This window comes from Paenibacillus sp. BC26 (assembly GCF_900116125.1).
In the GTDB taxonomy this organism is placed as follows: domain Bacteria; phylum Bacillota; class Bacilli; order Paenibacillales; family Paenibacillaceae; genus Paenibacillus_Z; species Paenibacillus_Z lignilyticus.
This window is the reverse complement of sequence record NZ_FPAD01000002.1, coordinates 499,790-519,612: the sequence shown is the minus strand read 5'-3', so window position 1 is coordinate 519,612 and position 19,823 is coordinate 499,790. Positions and strand designations below refer to the sequence as shown.

Sequence of the window (19,823 nt, the reverse complement as noted above, 5' to 3'; positions counted from 1 at the left end):
GCGTTTTCAATACTTTTATTCTGGGAGGAATTATTCATGGCTTATTTTCAAAATATCGGTAAAATCGCTTACGAAGGCAAAGGTTCCGACAATCCGTTAGCATTCAAACATTACAATCCTAAAGAAGTTGTACTTGGCAAAACAATGGAAGAGCACCTGCGTTTTGCAGTTGCTTACTGGCATACATTCACAGGCTCAGGCTCCGATCCGTTCGGCGTAGGCACTGCAGTCCGCGGCTGGGATTCGGCGAATGAAATGGATCAAGCGAAAGCTCGCGTTGAAGCGAACTTCGAATTCCTGAACAAAATCGGCATTCCTTACTTCTGCTTCCATGACCGCGACATCGCTCCGGAAGGCGCTACGCTGGCAGAAACGAACAAGAACCTCGATGTAATCGTGGACTTGATGGAAGAGAATATGAAGGCTTCCGGCGCGAAGCTGCTGTGGAACACGGCGAATATGTTCACGAACCCGCGTTTCGTGCATGGCGCAGGTACAACATCGAATGCAGACGTGTTCGCTTATGCAGGTGCTCAATTGAAGAAGAGCCTTGAAGTGGGTAAACGTCTCGGCGCTGAGAACTATGTATTCTGGGGCGGCCGCGAAGGCTACGAAACGCTTCTTAATACGGATATGGCGCTTGAGCTCGACAACCTGGCGCGTTTGCTTCACATGGCTGTTGCATATTCCAAAGAAATCGGATTTGGCGCTCAGTTCTTGATCGAGCCTAAGCCGAAAGAGCCGACTAAACACCAATACGACTTTGATGCGGCAACGACAATTGCGTTCCTGCAGAAATATGATCTGAAAGAATACTTCAAGCTGAACCTTGAAGCGAACCATGCAACGCTTGCCGGCCACACATTCGAGCACGAAATCCGCGTTGCTGCTATCAATGGCATGCTTGGATCGCTTGATGCAAACCAAGGCGACTTGCTGCTTGGCTGGGATACGGATGAGTTCCCGACAGATCTGTACTCCACGACACTTACGATGTATGAAGTGCTTAAAGCCGGCGGTATTGGCAAAGGCGGCGTAAACTTCGACGCGAAAGTACGCCGCGGATCATTCGAAGACGTGGATTTGTTCCTTGCTCACATCGCAGGTATGGATACGTATGCTTGGGGTCTGAAGGCGGCTGCGAAGTTAATTGAAGAGAAAATCATCGACAACATCGTCGACAACCGTTACCGCAGCTTCAAAGACGGCATCGGTGCCGAAATCGTTGCGGGCCGCGCTACATTGCAATCGCTTGAGCAATACGCCATGCAAAACAATACCATTAAGAACGAATCCGGCCGTCTTGAGCGGATCAAATTGGTACTGAACGAAGTTATCTACAGCGTTTAAGTCGAGGGGGTCCATTCACGCATGTCCTATGTTATCGGAATTGACCTTGGTACAAGCGCCGTCAAGGCGCTTCTCCTGGATCGAAGCGGCACTGTAGCTGCTGAAGCTTCCCGTGATTATCCGCTGTATCATGAACATTCCGGCTGGAGCGAGCAAACGCCGGATGACTGGGTGGAAGGTACAATCGGCGCGCTTCGCGAGCTGGTGGAGCAATCCGGCGTACCGGCTGATGCGATTGAAGGCATCAGCTTCTCCGGCCAAATGCATGGCTTGGTGCTGCTGAATGCGGCAGGAGATCCGGTTCGTAAAGCCATTCTATGGAACGATACGCGCACAACGGCGGAATGCCGTGAGATCGAAGCGTTAGTGGGCCAAGAGCTGCTGCTTACGGTAACACGCAATCCGGCGCTAGAGGGCTTCACACTGCCGAAGATCCTATGGGTGCGCAAGCACGAACCGGAAGTCTTCGCGCAGGCGGTATCGTTCTTGCTGCCGAAGGACTATGTGCGTTATCGCCTTACAGGCGCGCTGCACATGGACTATTCGGATGCAGCAGGCACATTGCTGCTTGATGTAGCGAACAAATGCTGGAGCGGCGAGGTGCTCGAAGCGGTCGGTCTCCCGGCTTCCTTCGCGCCGGCGCTTGTGGAATCGCATGCGTTGACGGGCACTTTATTGCCTGATCAAGCAGCGGCTTCCGGCCTATCCGAGAGCACGAAGGTGTTCGCGGGCGGTGCGGATAATGCCTGCGGCGCCATTGGTTCCGGCATTCTGCAAGAGGGGCTGACGATGTGCAGCATCGGCACCTCCGGCGTTATTCTTTCATTCGAGCAAGGCAGCGGCAACGATTTCCGCGGCAAAGTACATTTTTTCAACCACGGGAAAGAAAATGCGTTCTACGCGATGGGGGTTACGCTCGCGGCTGGCTACAGTCTCAGCTGGTTTAAGAACACATTTGCCAAAGGCGAATCGTTCGACGAGCTGCTAGCCGGCATTGGCGACGTGAAGCCGGGCGCAAACGGACTTCTGTTCACGCCTTACCTGGTTGGCGAGCGTACGCCGCATGCCGATTCGGTTATTCGCGGCAGCTTCATCGGGATCGATGGCTCGCATGAGCGGATTCATTTTGCCCGTGCAGTCATGGAAGGCATTACGTTCTCGCTCAATGAATCGGTGGATCTGTTCAGACAAGCCGGTAAAACAGTGGATACAATCATTTCCATCGGCGGGGGTGCTCAGAATCCGATATGGCTTCAGATGCAGGCTGATATTTTCGGTGCGGATGTCGTATCCTTGGAGAATGAGCAAGGTCCGGGGCTTGGTGCGGCAATGCTCGCTGCATATGGCTGCGGATGGTTCCAAAGTTTGGAGGCGTGCGCAGAGTTGTTCGTGAAACGCGCCGCCGTTTATCATCCGGACCCGGCTGCTGTCAGCGCCTATGCAGGTCTGTTCCGCGTTTATCAGGACGTTTACGCACAGACGAAAGCGTTGAACGCCGGCTTGCAACCGTATCGCAATTAGATGTAGTTATTAAAGCCGCTTCTTTCGAACGTTGAGAGAAGCGGTTTTTTTGTTGTGCCTGATGGGGAAAATTTCTTTAATTATTTAACTTTCAGCAAAAATATGGTAGATTAACAAAATAGACATATGGCGCTAAAATGGAGGATTTATTGACATTTCCTTACTATGAAAAATGTCGAAAAATGTAATTATTAAAGCGATGAATTTCCAAGTATACTGGAAATGTTGCTGTTATTAATGGCATTAACCTAACTAGGGCAGAGGCGGAGATCAACATGGGGAAGAAGAATGGAAAGGTTAGATTTACGGTGGGGGCCAAGCTGATGATTTCCTTTATCAGCGTTCTGCTTTTGCTGCTTGTAAATGGGGTATTGAGTTCCCTCATGATGACCAAAATTAACGACAACACGAAGAAGATCGCGGACAAATGGCTCGTAGGCGTCGAGACGATCAACAACATCAACTACATGGCGGATCACGTGCTAACCCTGCAGTACAAGATTCTTCTTGAAACCAATGCCAGCTTGAAGAAGCAATATGTATCCGATACCGATGCTACGATTAAGAAAGTCGATGAGAGTCTTGCAGCTTATAAAGCGATTATGACGGCGGGCGATCAGACGGATCAGGAGCTGTTCACGAAGCTTGAAGAAGCGTGGAAAGGGTATCAGGACGTGACGAAGAAAGTGTCGGCGAGCAACAAGAATTCGCTGAGCACCGAAGAGATTGTAACGGTGATGAAGGATTCGGAGCATTCCTATGCGGCGATTCAGAGCAGCATTGATTATCTGGTCCGTAACAACCATACCGGCGCTGAAGAGGCGAAGACGGAGAACGCAACGATTAACTCGCAATCCCAGCGGACAAGCCAAATTGCGCTCGTTGTCGGTACGATTCTGGTCATTTTCTTGACCTGGTATGTGCGCAGAACGATTTCGAAACCGATTAAGCAGGCTGCTGTCGTTGTAAATGAAGTCGCAAGCGGCAATTTAGTTACGGAAGTGCCGAAGATCCGCAATAAAGATGAGATTGGCGCGTTGTTTAACTCGCTCTCCGGCATGATCATGCAATTGCGCTCTGCTATGCAGGGCGTGCAAGAAGCTTCGGCAGGCATAGCTTCATCTTCGCAGCAGATGCTGGCGATTTCGGAACAGAACGCAGGCTCGTCCCAGCAAGCCGCTGAATCGGTTGCGGATATGGCAGCCGGAACAGAGATTGCGCTGCAGCGTTTCGAGGAAGTAAGCAAGACGACGCAGGATCTTGGCGAAGGTATCAATCGAATCGCGGAGTCCACCTCGCTTGTTGCGAGCTTATCGGCAGATGCGAGCCGTCAGGCGGCGATTGGGCATGAAGCGGTATCGCAGGCGATGGTGCGGATGTCGGCCATTCATGAGACTGTGCAGCAAGCCACCGAGCAAGTGAACCGTCTTGAAATACATACGCGCAACATTGGCGGCATTTCTAAGCTGATCGGCGAAGTGTCGAAGCATACGAACTTGCTCGCTCTTAATGCGGCGATTGAAGCAGCGCGCGCCGGCGAGCACGGACGCGGTTTTGCGGTTGTCGCGGACGAGGTTCGGAAGCTCGCGCTTCAAACTTCGGAAGCCATCGAAGAGATTGAGCAACTGATTGAGCACGTCACGAGCGATACGCTTACCGTCGTGGAAACGATGCGCTCAAGCTCCGAGGAAGTGGAGGCCGGTCTGCGGAGTGTGCGCGAAGCAGGTTCATCCTTCGCCGGGATCGCGGCCGCGTCGGAGCGTGTATCCGGTCAGGTGCAAGAGGTAGCGGCAGCATCGGAGCAAATGGCAGCAGGTTCTGAGCAGGTCATCAGCTCGATGCAGCGTCTGCAGGAAATTGCAAGGAACAGCTCGGAGACGGCGATGACCGTGGCAGCAACAACAGAGGAGCAGACCGCATCCGCTGAGCAAATCGCCACTTCGTCACGCGCGCTGAGCGATATTGCGATTGAGATGAACGAATTGACAGCGAAGTTTAAATTGTAACAGCATGAAGAAGGACCGCCTCAGCAGTGTGCAATTCGACTGGTGAGAGCGGTCCTTTTTGTATGACTGGCAGGTAGTGAGGCAATGGAAGTAGAAGTATGGTCTTAAGCTCCATCTCAGTCTCCCCAAATTTCCCCGGGCTCCACGCCGAGCTCTGCCGCAATCAAATGGGCTGTCAGGCGCTGCGGCTTCTTGATTTTGCCGTTTCGGATATTGGAAATCGTCGTTAATGAGATCTGGGTGTTCTCGGCAAGCTGGGTGACGGAAAGCTTCTTCTCGACCATCAGCAGACGAAGCTTATAGGCCGGATCGATATCCGCATCGCGCATGTCGCTCTTAAAGGCTTGGGTTTGTTTGCGAATGGCTTGTCCAAACTTGGATAGGTGAATGGAATTCATGGCAAGCGTTAGAATGGCGTAGCATTTAAAGCTGTCATCGGCATTGTAGAAGGGCTGGATAAGGGATGTCGTGAGATAGCGGTCTTCAAACAGCCGCAATGTGTATGTGATTTGGCCCGACTGGCGACTTTCACGAAGTGAATTAAAGAAGTTGTGGACACGAGCTTGGTCCTCTTCGATAACAAACTCCTTGTTATGTTTCAGGGAAAGCTTGTACCGATCATAAGGGATGGAGTTGCGATAGCTCCGAAGGGACGTCATTAATCCACCGCTCGTGTAGATGACCGAGTTAACCACATTCTGTTTCAGCACCATTTCTTCAATCCATTTGTGCTCAGAGCGGTCAACAAGCTTCACGGTGTAGTAGACGGCGTTAATAATTTCAAGCTGTTGGATATGAACCTCAGCGAAAATAGGTTTATCTCCCTGCATCGTAAGGTTGCATTCCGCGTAGGCGCTGGTCTTATGCTCCGAGAAGGTGGCACAAAGACGGTTTATCAGCCCCCATAGCGTGTTGGCAGTATCAGGTTGTATCGTAGCTATATCTTGCCCGACCAATTGCTCAGACGTAAAGCCGGTTATAGTCGAGAAGGCATTATTAATCGTATGTATTGTACGTACACCTTGATTCTCATGAATGATCACGATTGCATCTGTATAATACGTAAATAAATCATCCATTATTATGCACCCCTGCACCTGTTGTTCGTTTATTATAACATATAATTAATGGAAGGGAATGGATAAACATGCTGCACATCACAAATGGCGATCACGCTGCCGCGTTATTAGGACAAACAAAGCTTTTCGAATCAGACCGTATTCTGCCTTGGAGAGAGAGCTGGATTGATGGTCCGTTGTCTCTGGAGTGGTGGGGGCAGGCTGAAACAAGCGAACGCGCGGAATGGATCGAACATGATTTTGGCGTGCCGGGCGAGCACTACCGATTAGAGTGCGAAGCGCAATTGGCTGTATTGACGAGCGCGGTAAAAGAAGGCGAGGACATCGTGCTCTGGTTCGAATATGATTTGTTCGACCAAGCGATGCTTGCGGCGCTGCTTTATTGGCTGTGGGGCGCGGAAGCTCGGCTAGGACAAGCTCCGAAACTTAGCTGGATTATCGCTGAAGAGGTTGCCGGCGTCGTTGATTTCCGCGGATTGGGTCAGCTGTCACCGGAGCAGCTTGGCGGGTTGTGGCCGGAGCGAAAGGCGGTTTCCGTCGATGAGCTCGCGGCAGGTGCTCGCGCATGGGAGGCTTATTCGGCAGGCGGCAGGGAACCGATTAAGGCGTGGCTGCTGAGCCAAGATGCTGCGGTTCTTCCCGTGATGGCTGCAGCGCTTCGGTTCCAGCTTCAACGGATTCCTAATGAGGCTGACGGCGATATTGGCATTGTGGAACGATTAACCTTGCAAGCATTAGCGGCGGGAGAAGGAGAAGGCGATTTGTCGTCGTTGAGGCCGGATCAATTATTCCGTACTGTTTCTGAGGCACTGCCGATGCTGGGTATGGGGGATTTGTCGTATTGGGCTGTGCTCAAGAGGATGTCAGCCGGCGAGTCGCCGCTCATTATCATTAATGGTGATGAGCCGTTGCCGGGTTATGCAGCGGTACATCCGATTGATTGGAGCAAGTGGCAAATTCGTCTTGCAGCGAATGGAATTGGCAAGCAGTAGGAATGACTTCTCGCGAAATGGGCATTCTAAACGGGAATGGACTATTTTGCCGGAGAAGGGTGTGCCTGAAGGATGCAGAATGATACTGCGTTATTTTTTCAATTCGGTGATAGCAAGACCGCCGCGCTCGCGTGCAGCACGCTTCAAGAGCTGGGTTATGAACCTGTCATCCAGCAGGATATGGGGGTACATATTCATTTGCACGGCAGCGATCTTACCTCCGCACTTGAGATTGCTCAGGCGCATGGCGGCCAGCTCGCGGTTCAGTCCTCCATACCGGATATCGAGCTCACGAATGACGCTTACAATATGGCGAATATTACGATACCGGCCCACGTGGTCAACGAGGACTTGATCGCCCAAGAAGAATCGCAAGCCGGCTTGAGCAATTGGGACGACGACGCCCCGCAACAGGACGAATTCTTCCCGGACGACGGTTCGTACGGATATTTCTCCGGCGATGTACATACGTAAGCTCGCCTAAGTTGCGAGTTCATGATAAGCCGACCAGCTTGCTGGTTGGCTTTTTTGCTGTGCAGCGATGATTAGAGATATCTAGTCCGGCGCGTTGGATGTGAGATGGGGAAGGCGAGTTGAGAGGGGATGAGCGAATGCGAGATGTTGAGTGTGGGAGAGCAGGAGGAGTGAATACGAGATGTTGAGTGTGGAGTGCGGGATGTTCGGGAGCGAGATGGCGAATGAGGAGAGCGTGATATGTGGATGCGAGATGCTTAGTGTGGAGAGTGAGATGCGCGAATTCGAGAGTTGAGTGTGAAGTGCGGGAAGAGCCAATGCGAGAAGCTGAGTGTGGAGCGGGATGTGCGGGTGCGAGATGGTGAGTGTGGAGAGCAGGATGGTGATGGGATGCGATGTGTGGGGCGGGGGTGCGGCGCGGATTTTTGCTCCCCAAAATTCTAACGAATCGTACAGGTCTTATTTGCACGAAAATAGCTCTATAAAAAATCTAACGAATCGTACGAGCCTTATTTGAGGATTTGGAGGTGTTTTGGAGCTGATTTCCCCACAATAAGGCTTCTATGATTCGTTAGAATCTTGGAAGCTCGAAATCCGAGCATATAAGGCTTCTACGATTCGTTAGATTTTCGAGGCATGCAGAAATACGGAAAACGGTTTGCGAAAAGTGGGAACGGAGGACGGAGAAGGCCGGTTTAAGTTGCCGTTCCATTCGCATGCAGGTACAGATGTCAAAATAACAACAGACACAAGTAAAGATATTCTATTAATGCGGTTTGCGAATCGCAGTACAATAACTTTGAAAACTTGAAAGCGCTTCAATCACGCGAAATTACATACACGCTATTCACATGAGCGGTAAAGAATCCATTGAAGGAGGCGTTGCTAAGGGGACAGGAACTGGCCCGAAACGCAAAGTGCTGCAAAAGGATAAACAGATTAGTTAAGCAAACAAACGGGAGGTTATAAAAGCATGTTCAGACGTATAAATGCCATTATTCTTACAGCCGCATTGCTGCTTGGCTTGATTAGCGTCGGCGTCGCTCCGGCGAGCAGGGCTTACGCTGCTGATGATCAAGTAGTGGTAAATTCCCCTACGCAAGAAGAGGTTATTAACGGCTTCGAGAATGCTGCAGATTGGTCGAAGAATTTCGATGATATTACGCTAGCGGCTGACGCTACAAACAAAACGGAAGGCTTGCAATCGCTTAGTGTGACCTACACCGTACCAGTCGTTGTTGACCCTGCGTCATGGCATACAATTGAATGGGATACTTCAGCTGATCCGCTAGACCTGTCTACGGCAACTCAGTTGAAGGTTGATATTCGCTCGGCGAACAACCAAACGGCAGGTGACCATGAGCCGATTCGACTAAAACTGTACAGTAAGTCTCTGGATAGGGCGATTTATGAGAATGCACTTCCAGTACAAACCTCAAACGAGTGGAGCACATTCGCACTGGATCTGAGTGAAATTCCCGCTGCTGATCGAGCTTCGATCAGTCATATTGCTTTCTATATTTTCAGCAAGGATGATGTATACGAAGGCAGAACAACGCTTCATTACCAGCTGGACAATTTACGAGCTGTTAAGCCGATTCAAATGCAGGAGCAAGTGATTACAGGCTTCGAGAATATCGCAGATTGGTCGAAGAATTTCGATGATATTACGCTAGCGGATGACACAACTAACAAAACGGAAGGTTTGCAATCGCTTAGTGTGAATTACACCGTGCCGGTTGTTGTTGACCCTGCGTCATGGCATACAATTGAATGGGATACTTCAGCTGATCCGCTAGACCTGTCAACGGCAACGCAGCTGAAGCTTGATATTCGCTCGGCGAACGATCAAACAACAGGCGGGCATGAGCCGATTCGATTCAAGCTGTACAATAAGACTATCGGTAGAGCCATTTTCGAGGATGTGCTTCCTGTACAAACGGCTAATGAGTGGACTACTTTCACACTGGATTTGACAAGTATTCCGGCTGCTGATCGAGCTGCGATCAGCCATATTGCTTTCTATATTTTCAGCGGGGATGATGCCTTCCAAGGCAGAACAACGCTTCATTATCAGTTGGATAATTTAAGAGTGATAAAACCTGTGGATACATTAATGAAAAGCGTCATTAATGGTTTCGAGAACTTAAACGAGTGGGGCGGACCTACTGACATAGCGGATACTGTGAACAAAACCGAAGGAGGGCAAGCTGCCGACGTAACGTATTTTGTACCTGATCAGAGTAAAGGGAATATATGGGTTGAGTATGGTTGGGATCTGAATGCGAATCCGATGGACCTGAGGCCTGCAACGGAGATTGCATTCGATATTCGGCCGGTTGGCAGTCAAACGGTGGGCAGTCATGAACCGATCTATTTCAAGCTATTGGATACGGTCGGCAATGTTATCTATGAACAATCACTCCCGGTATTGACTGCGGATGAGTGGACGAATTATAAAGTAAATCTAAGCAATATACCCGCATATAACCGTGCTCATATTAATAAAATCATCTTCTATATTTTTAACCAGGACGATGCGATTAAAGGCAGATCATCGCTTCGTTACTTGTTCGATAACCTGACGATACTTACAAGCCAGGTACAGCGCGTATCGGCAGCGCCAGGCTCATCCGCCGTATTGCCGGGTACGACAGTAACTCTTACAACCCCGTCTGATGGTGCAAACATTTACTATACTATCGATGGAACGGACCCGAAAACTTCTACAACCAAGACATTGTACAGTGCTCCGATTACAATCTCAGACGTAACGACGATAAAAGCAATTGCGGAGATCCCAGGTAAACCGCAAAGTGCAGTTTCTGTCTTCGACTACAAAATTGGTACCGGTATACCGGGAGAAGAAGTCTATGGAATTAAGTCCAATGTGGCAGATATCGGCAACAGCATGCTTGCGGGAATCCACCGGACGACTGCAGTGGGTGAAGATGGTTTTGTTAGTAATTGGAGCGGGCAGGCGTCTTTCGATCTGCCTTCGAATGCGAGTAAGCAAGTCCAAATACCGGGTTGGAAAGGGAAAGACGATTTGTCAGCGAATGCGGCGCTTGCCTACGATGACAGCAATCTCTATCTGCATGTTGATGTAAAGGATGCTGACCAGTTTGATTACGCAGGCGATGTCATCTGGCGTGGAGATAGTGTTCAGGTTGCATTTTCCAAAGATGGGGCTGTTTACGGACCGGAATATGGTTTCTCTTATGGCAGCGGAACGGCTAGCAAGTTCAGCTGGAACAGCGGCAGCGCTAAGCTTGGCGTGGATTCCATTAAGTTGAAAGTTAGCCGTGACAATACGAGTAAGGTCACAGTCTATGATTTAGCTATTCCGTGGTTGGCAGCATTGCCTGCAGCACCGGGGGAGAAGGTTCCTTTTACACTCCTCATCAATGACAACGACGGTGCTGACAGAAGAGGCTACATCGAATGGACGCCGGGGATCGGCAATGGCAAGGATGCAACCAGCCTTGGTTCCTTGATGCTCCTGGATCAAGGTCTAACCTGGAGCACGTGGATGCATGGACCACAGGATGTTCTTCAGAATACAGCGTACGATTATTCTGTCGCGATTGCTAACTTCGGAGTGAAAGCAGAAACGTTCCAAATTTCTCTTCCGAATGACACTGGTTCCGAAGTCCAAGAAGTTACCGTACCAGCTGGAAAAGTGCTTAAGAAATCAATTCCGGTCTCATTCCCAACGGTCGGCAGCCAACAATTTGAGGCCGTCATTACCAATAAAGCAACAGGTGAGTCCAAGCAAGAAACGATCGACGTAGCCGTTAAACGGGATGAAGAGGCTTTGATAAACCTATTGGATGAGCTGGATGAGAAGCTGCCGGCACTGCAGGAACTATTAGCGACAGCTAAGGCGCAAAACATCTCAGTTGATTATGAAACGGTGAATTACACCGTCATCAAGAACTTTATTCAATATGGCAAAGACGACATTACAAACCATTTAATATCACGTGCCGACTATGTCGTGAATGAGCTGGAACGTCTCTACGATGAAGCGACTGCTAATGTGCAGGCTTACCTGAGTGGAGAGAAAACAGCTTTAAGTGTTCCGAAGTATGTGACCGCTCGTTCGAGAATGGATGGATTCTCGTTTATAGGTCCAACGAAAACATCATCTTCAAGTACTGCCGTTGACAGGCCGATTTTCTTCACGGGGTACGGCCACTTCGATCAAGCTAAAGCCGATATTCCGCAGTTTAGCGATTTAGGCGCGAATATCATTCAGATGGAGCTTGGTCCGGACGGTACGGTGCTGGCACCGGCAGAGGGAAGCGAAGCCGATTACAGTATCTCAACAGACTTAATCACGAATAGCGTTATTCCAACATTGGAAAATGCAGCGGAGCATAATGTCGCTGTCAGTCTGCTCATCTCGCCGCATTATTTCCCGCAGTGGGCTAAGGATAAGTGGAAATTAGGTAATGAAAATGACGGATTCTTGACTTACAACGTTAACGCGCCGAAAGCGCGTGAAATCGTTGAGGCTTACATCAGAACCCTTGTTCCGCTAGTGAAGGATCAACCGGCACTGCATAGTATCATCATCAGCAATGAGCCTAAGTATGATACGAGAACGGATGCTTTTGCAGTAGCGCCATGGCACCAATTCTTAGAGAGCAAATACACAACAATTGCAAGTTTAAATGAAAATTATGGTACGGAGTACAGTGGATTTGATGCTGTTGCGATGCCGTCTGTCAAGACAGCCACATCTTATTACTACGACTGGACAGTCTTTAACAATGATTATCTCTCATCGTGGCATTCATGGATGGCAGAGCTGGTGAAGGAGCTTGCGCCTAACGTTCCTGTCAGTGCCAAAATCATGGCTGATTTGACCGGCGCTACAAGATATGGCGTTGATCCGGAGGATTTCAGCGAATTCTCGGATATGAACGGCAATGACAACTGGAACTATCTTGGCAGTGGGGTTAGCGGCTTCATTCGCGAGAACCGATTCTATGATTTGCAAGGTTCGTTTAGGAAGGCACCAATTTTCAACTCAGAAACTCACGTGATTGCGGATAGAGATAAGGTATATACGCCGGAGCAAGCCAAGCACGTAGAAACATCACTCTGGCAATCAGCTGTACATGGCAAGAATGCATCCACGATTTGGGTATGGCAGAGAGACTACAATCCGACCTCGGATTTCTACGACAGCGTTCTGACCCGCCCGGATGTGGTTCAGACGATCGGTAAAGTGAACTTGGATCTGAACCGATTGGCAAATGAAGTAACTGAACTGCAAAATCGTGCACCGCAGGCAGCCATTCTCTACTCGTTACCTTCCATGGTTTACTCGAATGCATACTTGGATTCGATGGATCGTGCGTACGAAGCGTTAACGTTCAGCGGTCAACGAGTTGGTTTCGTGTCGGAGAAGCAATCGCAAAATGGAGGTTTATCTGCTTACAAGCTGCTCATCGTACCGCAAGCTACGAATGTATCGGCTTCTACGTTGACAGCCATCAATAATTTCATTGCTGCGGGCGGAAAGGTCATTATGATCGGCGACAATTCGCTGAGTGCGGATGAGAACAACAAATCGCTGAGTGGTGCGGCCAGAGATGCTGTGCTTTCCGGTGCGAAGGTACTTGGCAGTGACATCGACAGCGGCGCGTTGAAGCAATCTGTCAGAGCGAGCTTGACTGAGCTGGGTTTAATGAACGTCGTTCTTAAGGATAAGGCGACGGGCGAACCGATCGACGGCGTAGAATGGCTGAGCACGAATTACAATGGCAAACTGCTTATCAACATTGCGAACTATGACCCGACTACAGCGTCCAAAACGATTACAATTGAAGTCAATGGTAAAGCTGTAGGCAATGCGCAAGAATTAATCAATGGAAGTACCGTTGATACTAGTAACTTCACGGTTGCGCTTGAGAAGCCTTACTTGCTTTCTATTGATCAAGGAAGCAGCGGAGGACCGGTTATCTTTGGCGGCCAAACAGAGGTCAAAGACACAGCAATTAAAGTAACGCCTACATTGAAAGAGGGAAAAGCTGTAGCTTCGATTTCGGAAGGCGAATTTGCCAAAGCACTTCAAGCTGCGAAGAAGGATGAACAAGGTAACAGCGTTGTAACCGTTACTGTTGGTTCTCTTACAGGTGCAAATGGTTACGTGCTGGAGCAGCCGGCTTCCCTGTTCTCGGAGAAGAATGCTGCGACCAAAATGGTGGTTCAAACAGGTGATGCCGAGGTTGTGCTTCCGCTGAATATGTTTGCTGATAAGGACATCGCAGGTGCGAAGACCATTTCGTTGTCGATCAGCCGTGTGCTGAAGGATGGCAAACCGGTTGTCGACATCAGCTTCACAGCCGATGGCAAAGCCATTCACTGGAACAATCCGAATGAGCCGGTGGTGGTATCCATCCCTTACACGCCGACTAAGGAAGAGCTGGAGCATCCGGAGCATATCGTGATTTGGTATCTGGATGAGGACGGCCATGCGGTTCCGGTACCGAATGCGAAGTATGATGCCGAATCAGGCAAGGTCGTATTTACGACGACACATTTCAGCAAATACGCGGTGGCGTACAGCGTGAAGACTTTTGCAGATGCAGCGAAGTACAAATGGGCGCTGCAAGCAATCGAGGCTGTAGCTTCCAAAGGTATCTTGAGCGGAACCAGTGAGTTGCAGTTTAGTCCTGCGAAGAACATTACAAGAGCAGACTTCGTAGATGGTCTGGTGAAAGCGCTGGGATTGACTGCGAAATTCGAGTCGAATTTCAGCGATATCGACAAGTCGGCTTCGTATTATGAGTCGCTTGGCATCGCGAAGGCAATCGGCTTGTCACTGGGAACAGGCGGTAATAAATTCAACCCGAACGGTGAAATCACTAGACAAGAGATGGCTGCACTTGTGGTCAGAGCAATGAAGCTGGCGAAAACTTCTCTGGCTGCGGGGGCGGACAGTGATTTGAAGGCATTCGCCGATGCTTCGCAAATTGCCGGCTATGCCGTTTCAAGTGTTGTTTCCCTCGTGAAAGAAGGGATCCTCGTAGGCGATGGAGGCAAAATCTCGCCAACAGGTCACTTAACACGAGCGCAGGCTGCAGTTGTACTCTATCGACTAATCACCAGAGAGTAGAAGATGAGCTTGAACAAGTCCACGATGAATGTCGTGGACTTGTTTTCGTTCGATGGCTGCCGCTCGGGATACCGCACGCAGCCGGGTCAGCGATCATTCGCTGCCGTTTCGCTGACCACACACAAACGAATCAATGATCATTGGCTGCCGGGTCACCCACGATCACCGCTGAAACATCAACCGCGCACAGGGGTGTTGGCGACCATCCGCAGCCGCATCTCCCACCACACACAGGCACATCATCTACCGCACATCGCCGCATCACCGACCATTCGCAGCTGGGTCACCCACCTCTCGCCGCCACTCTAACGAATCGTGGAGGGCTTATTTTGGAGAAAATGGCACTTCAGAAATGCTAACGAATCACAGAAGCCTTATTTAATCGAATTAGCCAGAAATGCAATGGATTTTGAGAGAATAAGACCTGTAGGATTCGTTAGAATTTCAAATCGATGTTTTTCCATCAAATAAGGCTCGTACGATTCGTTAGAATTATGGGGTTCGTAAGGTGTAGGTGCGATATCGTTGCTGACCGTTTGCCACAATAAGCAGCTGATACTCGACTAAGGTGTGAAGAACACGCCTTGCTTGATTGTCTGAAATTCGCAGATGGGAGGCCAGCTCTAGCGGTGTAAATGGACGAAATAACCTTCTTGCAAAACGAAGGGTCTCAGCTTCAAAACAATTCAAACGTTCGGGTACGTCCATGGCAAGGAACTTGCCGATAAAGGAAAGAATGAGCTGCTGACAGCGCTTGGGTTCATCTGTAATTGAAAGGTAAGCGATCGGCATGAAGATCCAATCGTCAAGTGCCAATAAACTATGCCGCCAGCACAAGTCCTTAAAGCGGCGCACATCGAGATCCCTCGCATGAGAGCCGTAACCTTGGATCTCGATTCCTCCTTTTACATCGCTGCCCGGCATATAGGCCAAATCGAGGTAACGATACCCGTTGTAAGCATCTCGCACCTCCCATTCGGGATATAGATGATTGAAGTTTCGTACAGCGGGAAACCAGACAGTACGTAAAAACTCAACAGTGCCGCGGCCGAGTCCATTCTCCAGTATTTCGCGTCTTCTGGGATTCTGTTCTTGGGTAATGTTAAACGCGATCCATTCCTCATAAGCTTCGTCAAATCTAGCTATAACTCCCGCATCCTTCCTATTAGCCGCATAAACGCAAATAGCCGCTTAGACACAATTGCACCCTTAAAAGGGGCTTTGTGCTAAAGCGGCGTATGCTTCACGACCGAAAATATATGACTAGTATAGCAAAAATGGAAGTCTATGTCATAAAAAAGACACGACAAGATTTCTAACGAATCGTGGGCCTTATTTGGATGAAAAAGGCGTCTCCAAAATTCTAACGAATCGTAGAGGGCTTATTTGGATGAAATAAGCACCTCCAAAATTCTAACGAATCCCAGAGGTCTTATTTAGCCGATATGGCCAGAAATGCACCTGTTTTTGAGCAAATAAGACCTGTAGGATTCGTTAGAATTTCAACGCGACGTTTTTCGACCAAATAAGGCTCGTACGATTCGTTAGAGGTGGAAGCATGGTGAGGTGGCGGAGAGCGTGGTGGTTAGGCTCGTACGATTCGTTAGAGTTAGGAGCATGGTGAGGAGGCGGGGGAGTGGAGAGGATGAGCGAGTTACCGGTTGGAAGCAGGAGAGGTGTGGCTGGGATGGATGCATGTGCTGCTACGCGACGAAAACTTTCACGATTTTACTAGAAGGAAGTATAAAAACTAATGAACCGAATGCCGTTCTCCCTTTATAATTTAAGTAATTAAGGTGAGATGAGGTTCAGGATGCAGAAGATGCGGACCAAAGTGCTGCTATTTCCCTACCATTGGATAACCAAGTCGCTCTATCGGAAGATATGGTTCTGCTTCTTCATTACGATATCGATCACAGTCTCGGCGCTGGGGCTCGATTATTATGTTCAGACCTCCTCGGACATCAAGCAGCGAGCGGTCGGCAATATGGAGCAGATCAGCAGCCAATCGGCCGCCACATTGGAATCTTATATGCTGAACGTGAAGAACTTCGCGTGGGACTATTTTGGCAATAAAGATTTCCAGCAGTTTGTCAGCAAAATGGGGGCCGATCCGGATGCGTACTCCCATTATTCCGCGAAATTCAGCCAGTTTCTGACCGACAACCCGGTGGTGGACTATATCATGGTCAGCCAATTGGACGGATATATGCTCTCCAGCGGCAGAATGAATGAAACGAATGAGCTGGATTTTGATTTCGAGCCCATCGAGAAGGCCGCCGTCGCCAAGGACGGGAAAGGGATCTGGGTGCCAACGCATACGATCGATGCGGCTACGAATCAACAAGTGAATACGTTAATGTTCGCGCAAGCGGTCAAAATCATCAATTTCAATATCGACACCCCGATCGTCGGCGTCATTTATATCCGGCTCTCGCCGGAATATCTGATGAAGTGGCTTGGCGATATTGCCAGTGATGAACAGGGCAACTACATGCTGGTCGACTCGGCAAGCGGGCAAGTGATGCTCTCGGATCATGAGCGGACGGACGCGCAGCTGCAAGGTCTCAATGGTCTTTTCCGGTTCAGCTATGGCATATCGTCCAGATATCTGTTCGGCGATGACCACGGCGTGGAGACGTTGTTCGTCTCCAACGAGCTGAACAATACGTCCTGGGCACTCATTGGAAAAGTCCCGCTGCAGGTGCTGCTGAAGCAATTGAACACGTTTGCTCTTCGTACGCTTGTAATCGGGATGATTTGCCTGCTCGGCGCGATGGTGATCGCAAGTCTCCTCGCCAGTCGCATTATTACGCCGCTTAAGCTGCTGAAGAATGGCATCATTTCTATCGAGCAAGGCAATTACGAGGTATCCGTGCCCGTTACATCTAAAGATGAGATCGGTTATTTTATCCGGCACTTCAATCAAATGGCGAAGGAGATCAACTCGCTCATCGTGAAAGTATACGAGACGGAGCTGGTGAAGAAGGATGCGGAGATCAAGTCGCTGCAATCCCAAATCAATCCTCATTTTCTATACAACACGCTTGGGATGATCGATAGTTTGGCCTCGCTTTACGAGGATGAACGAATAAGTCTAATAAGCTCCTCGCTTGCCAAAATGTTCCGGTACAACATCAGCGGCGGCCACATGTCCACGCTGCAAACCGAGATTCGGCAGCTCGAAATCTACCTGTCGATTCAGCAAATTCGTTTCGGAGCGAGGCTTCGGTATTCGATCGAAATTGAGGAGGGGCTGCACGCGACGCTAACGCCGAAGCTGCTCTTGCAGCCGCTTGTCGAGAACAGCTTTATTCACGGCATTGACCACCTGACGCAAGGCGGGGAAATTCGAATTCGGGCTTACAGCCTCTCGGACACCGACGCCGCGATCACGGTTTGGAACAACGGTCCTGCTATCGAACCGCATAAACTCACGGTGCTGCAAGAGAAGCTGGAACTATGCCAGCAGCAGAATTATTCGGATCACACGGCTTCATCCATCGGCCTGTTCAATGTGCTTTACCGCATCAAGCTAGTCTTCGGCAGCAGCTATGGGTTAACCGTTCAAAGCAGCCAAGATCAGGGGACGACGGTAACGGTTCTGATCAAAAAAACGCGAGTGGAGGAGCCTTCCTATGAAATTGCTAATCGCAGATGACGAACAGCTGATGCGGCAAGGGATCATGAAGAAGATTCAGATGTCCGGCTTGCCGATCACATCGGTCTTCGAAGCGGGAGACGGCGCGGAAGCGCTGCGAATGCTGCACGAGGTGAAGCCTGATATCGTCATTACCGATATTCGAATGCCGCTTATGGACGGGCTCACGTTCTTGAAGGAAGCGGCGCAAGCGATGCCCGAGCTGCAGTTCATCGTGATTAGCGGCTACGGGGAGTTTGATTACGCCCGCAAAGCGATTCAGTTCGGCGTGACCGATTACTTACTTAAGCCAGTCGACAAGGAAGAGCTGAAGGAGAGCCTGCTGCGGGTTATCGGCAAAATCCGGCAGCGCCTGGAGCAGTCCGAGGCAGGCGAACAGATCAAGCATCTGCAGAGCAGCGCGGAAGAGTCGATTCGAGAGCGGATGCTGAGCAAGCTCATCCAGTACGGACCGGGCGGCGTGCCCCAAGCGGAGAGAGACGAGCAGCTGCTCGCCTTGCGCCGGAGCTGCAGCTATTTTGTAGCGGTTGTCTTCGTACTGCAGGCGGTGAAGCTGCCCCATCTGTCCTTTCGGCAAGGTGACGAGAAGCTGCTTTCGTTCGCTGTTCAAAATATGATCTCTACCGTTCTCGAATCAACGGAGCGCAAAGGGGTGTTATTCCGTCATGCGATGCTGGAAAATGAGCTTGTTTACGTGCTTGGCGGCCACTCGCCCGTTGAGACGGATACGCTTCATCGGGAGCTGGAAGAGATTCTAGGCGGTATACAGCGTCATCTGAAGCTGGAAGCAACCATCGGATGCGGCGGCGCCGTCAATCAGATGGAAATGATTCAGCAATCTTACCAGCAAGCGAAGCAAGCGCTTCGCAACTGCATTATTCACGGTAACGGGCGAATTTATATGAACGACGCCGGCGAACAAGTGAAGGCCGGTTTGCATTCCGTTATCTCCAGAGAAGATGAGGCCTTGCTGCTGCGTTTCCTGAGCGAGTGCAACGTTGCGGCGCTGACAGGCTGGATCGATGAACGCGTCGAGACGATTGCCGCAGGCAAGCAGGTGTCCTTCGCCCATCTCGAAAGCTTCTGCGTGGAGTTTCATCTCCTGCTTCGCAAATATTTGCTCACCCAGACGAGCATCCCGGAGTGGATTATCGGCGAGCTGGATGATCTGCTGACTTGGCTGCATAATCTGACGCAGTGGCGGGACATGCAAGGACACTTAAGCGAAATGATCCACAATATCGCAGGCCATTTGTACAAACTGCGCCATTCCTCGGAATACAGCGTCATCGACGAGGTGAAGCTCTACATCGACAGCTCCCTGCATGAGCCGATTAACCTACAAACGATTGCAGACCGTTTCTACTTCCATCCCAGCTATTTCTCCCGCCGCTTCAAAGAACGATTCGGCGAGAGTTTCGTGAACTATCTGACCGCTGCGAGACTGCGCAAATCCGAACAGTTTCTGCGGGATTCCAATTTGAAAATCCAAGAGATCGCCGAGCTGGTCGGCTTCAAGGATGCTGCTTATTTCAGCAGCGTTTTCCGCAAGTCGACCGGTATGACACCGGTACAATTCCGCGCGACGGTATCATCAAAAATTTAATA

At 50.0% G+C, this 19,823-nt stretch carries 11 protein-coding genes; 9 read left to right on the top strand and 2 right to left on the bottom strand.

The features are described 5' to 3' along the window. The first annotated feature begins 36 nt into the window (after positions 1-36). The 3 genes from xylA to BM412_RS18680 all read left to right on the top strand — a co-directional run bounded on the left by xylA (position 37) and on the right by BM412_RS18680 (position 4,877). Positions 37-1,350, top strand: coding sequence for a xylose isomerase (gene xylA / locus BM412_RS18690; RefSeq protein ID WP_091221648.1), 1,314 nt, complete (start codon positions 37-39; stop codon positions 1,348-1,350). 21 nt (positions 1,351-1,371) lie between these two features. Next, positions 1,372-2,871: a xylulokinase gene (xylB, locus tag BM412_RS18685; protein ID WP_091221646.1), complete on the top strand. Its 1,500-nt coding sequence runs from the start codon at positions 1,372-1,374 to the stop codon at positions 2,869-2,871. Between the two features lie 275 nt (positions 2,872-3,146). Beyond that, positions 3,147-4,877, top strand: coding sequence for a methyl-accepting chemotaxis protein (locus BM412_RS18680; RefSeq protein WP_091221643.1), 1,731 nt, complete (start codon positions 3,147-3,149; stop codon positions 4,875-4,877). 116 nt (positions 4,878-4,993) lie between these two features. Here BM412_RS18680 and BM412_RS18675 read toward each other — a convergent pair whose 3' ends face one another. Beyond that, positions 4,994-5,956 carry a helix-turn-helix domain-containing protein gene (locus BM412_RS18675; protein WP_091221641.1) on the bottom strand — a complete coding sequence of 321 codons (963 nt, stop codon included), beginning with the start codon at positions 5,954-5,956 and terminating at the stop codon, positions 4,994-4,996. A 68-nt stretch (positions 5,957-6,024) separates the two neighbouring features. Between BM412_RS18675 and BM412_RS18670 the strand changes: the two genes are divergently transcribed. From BM412_RS18670 to BM412_RS31900, 4 genes are all read left to right on the top strand, one after another. Further along, the gene (locus tag BM412_RS18670; RefSeq protein WP_091221638.1) at positions 6,025-6,948 is read left to right on the top strand and encodes a hypothetical protein; all 924 of its coding nucleotides are present in this window, start codon (positions 6,025-6,027) and stop codon (positions 6,946-6,948) included. A gap of 72 nt (positions 6,949-7,020) precedes the next feature. Next, positions 7,021-7,422, top strand: a complete 402-nt coding sequence (locus BM412_RS18665) for a hypothetical protein (RefSeq protein WP_091221636.1) — start codon at positions 7,021-7,023, stop codon at positions 7,420-7,422. Between the two features lie 973 nt (positions 7,423-8,395). Continuing rightward, entirely contained in the window at positions 8,396-14,554 is a 6,159-nt protein-coding gene (locus BM412_RS18660) for an S-layer homology domain-containing protein (RefSeq protein ID WP_091221634.1), read from the top strand. A gap of 3 nt (positions 14,555-14,557) precedes the next feature. Continuing rightward, positions 14,558-14,863: a hypothetical protein gene (locus BM412_RS31900; RefSeq protein ID WP_177245918.1), complete on the top strand. Its 306-nt coding sequence runs from the start codon at positions 14,558-14,560 to the stop codon at positions 14,861-14,863. A 183-nt stretch (positions 14,864-15,046) separates the two neighbouring features. Here the strand turns inward: BM412_RS31900 and BM412_RS18655 are convergent, their stop codons facing one another. Continuing rightward, positions 15,047-15,700 carry a transcriptional regulator gene (locus tag BM412_RS18655; RefSeq protein WP_091221631.1) on the bottom strand — a complete coding sequence of 218 codons (654 nt, stop codon included), beginning with the start codon at positions 15,698-15,700 and terminating at the stop codon, positions 15,047-15,049. A 667-nt stretch (positions 15,701-16,367) separates the two neighbouring features. Here BM412_RS18655 and BM412_RS18650 point away from each other — a divergent pair. Together BM412_RS18650 and BM412_RS18645 are read left to right on the top strand one after the other, a co-directional pair. After that, positions 16,368-18,215: a sensor histidine kinase gene (locus BM412_RS18650; protein ID WP_177245917.1), complete on the top strand. Its 1,848-nt coding sequence runs from the start codon at positions 16,368-16,370 to the stop codon at positions 18,213-18,215. Next, entirely contained in the window at positions 18,193-19,821 is a 1,629-nt protein-coding gene (locus tag BM412_RS18645) for a response regulator (protein ID WP_091221626.1), read from the top strand. The genes BM412_RS18650 and BM412_RS18645 overlap by 23 nt, the downstream gene beginning before the upstream one ends. Positions 19,822-19,823 lie beyond the last annotated feature (2 nt).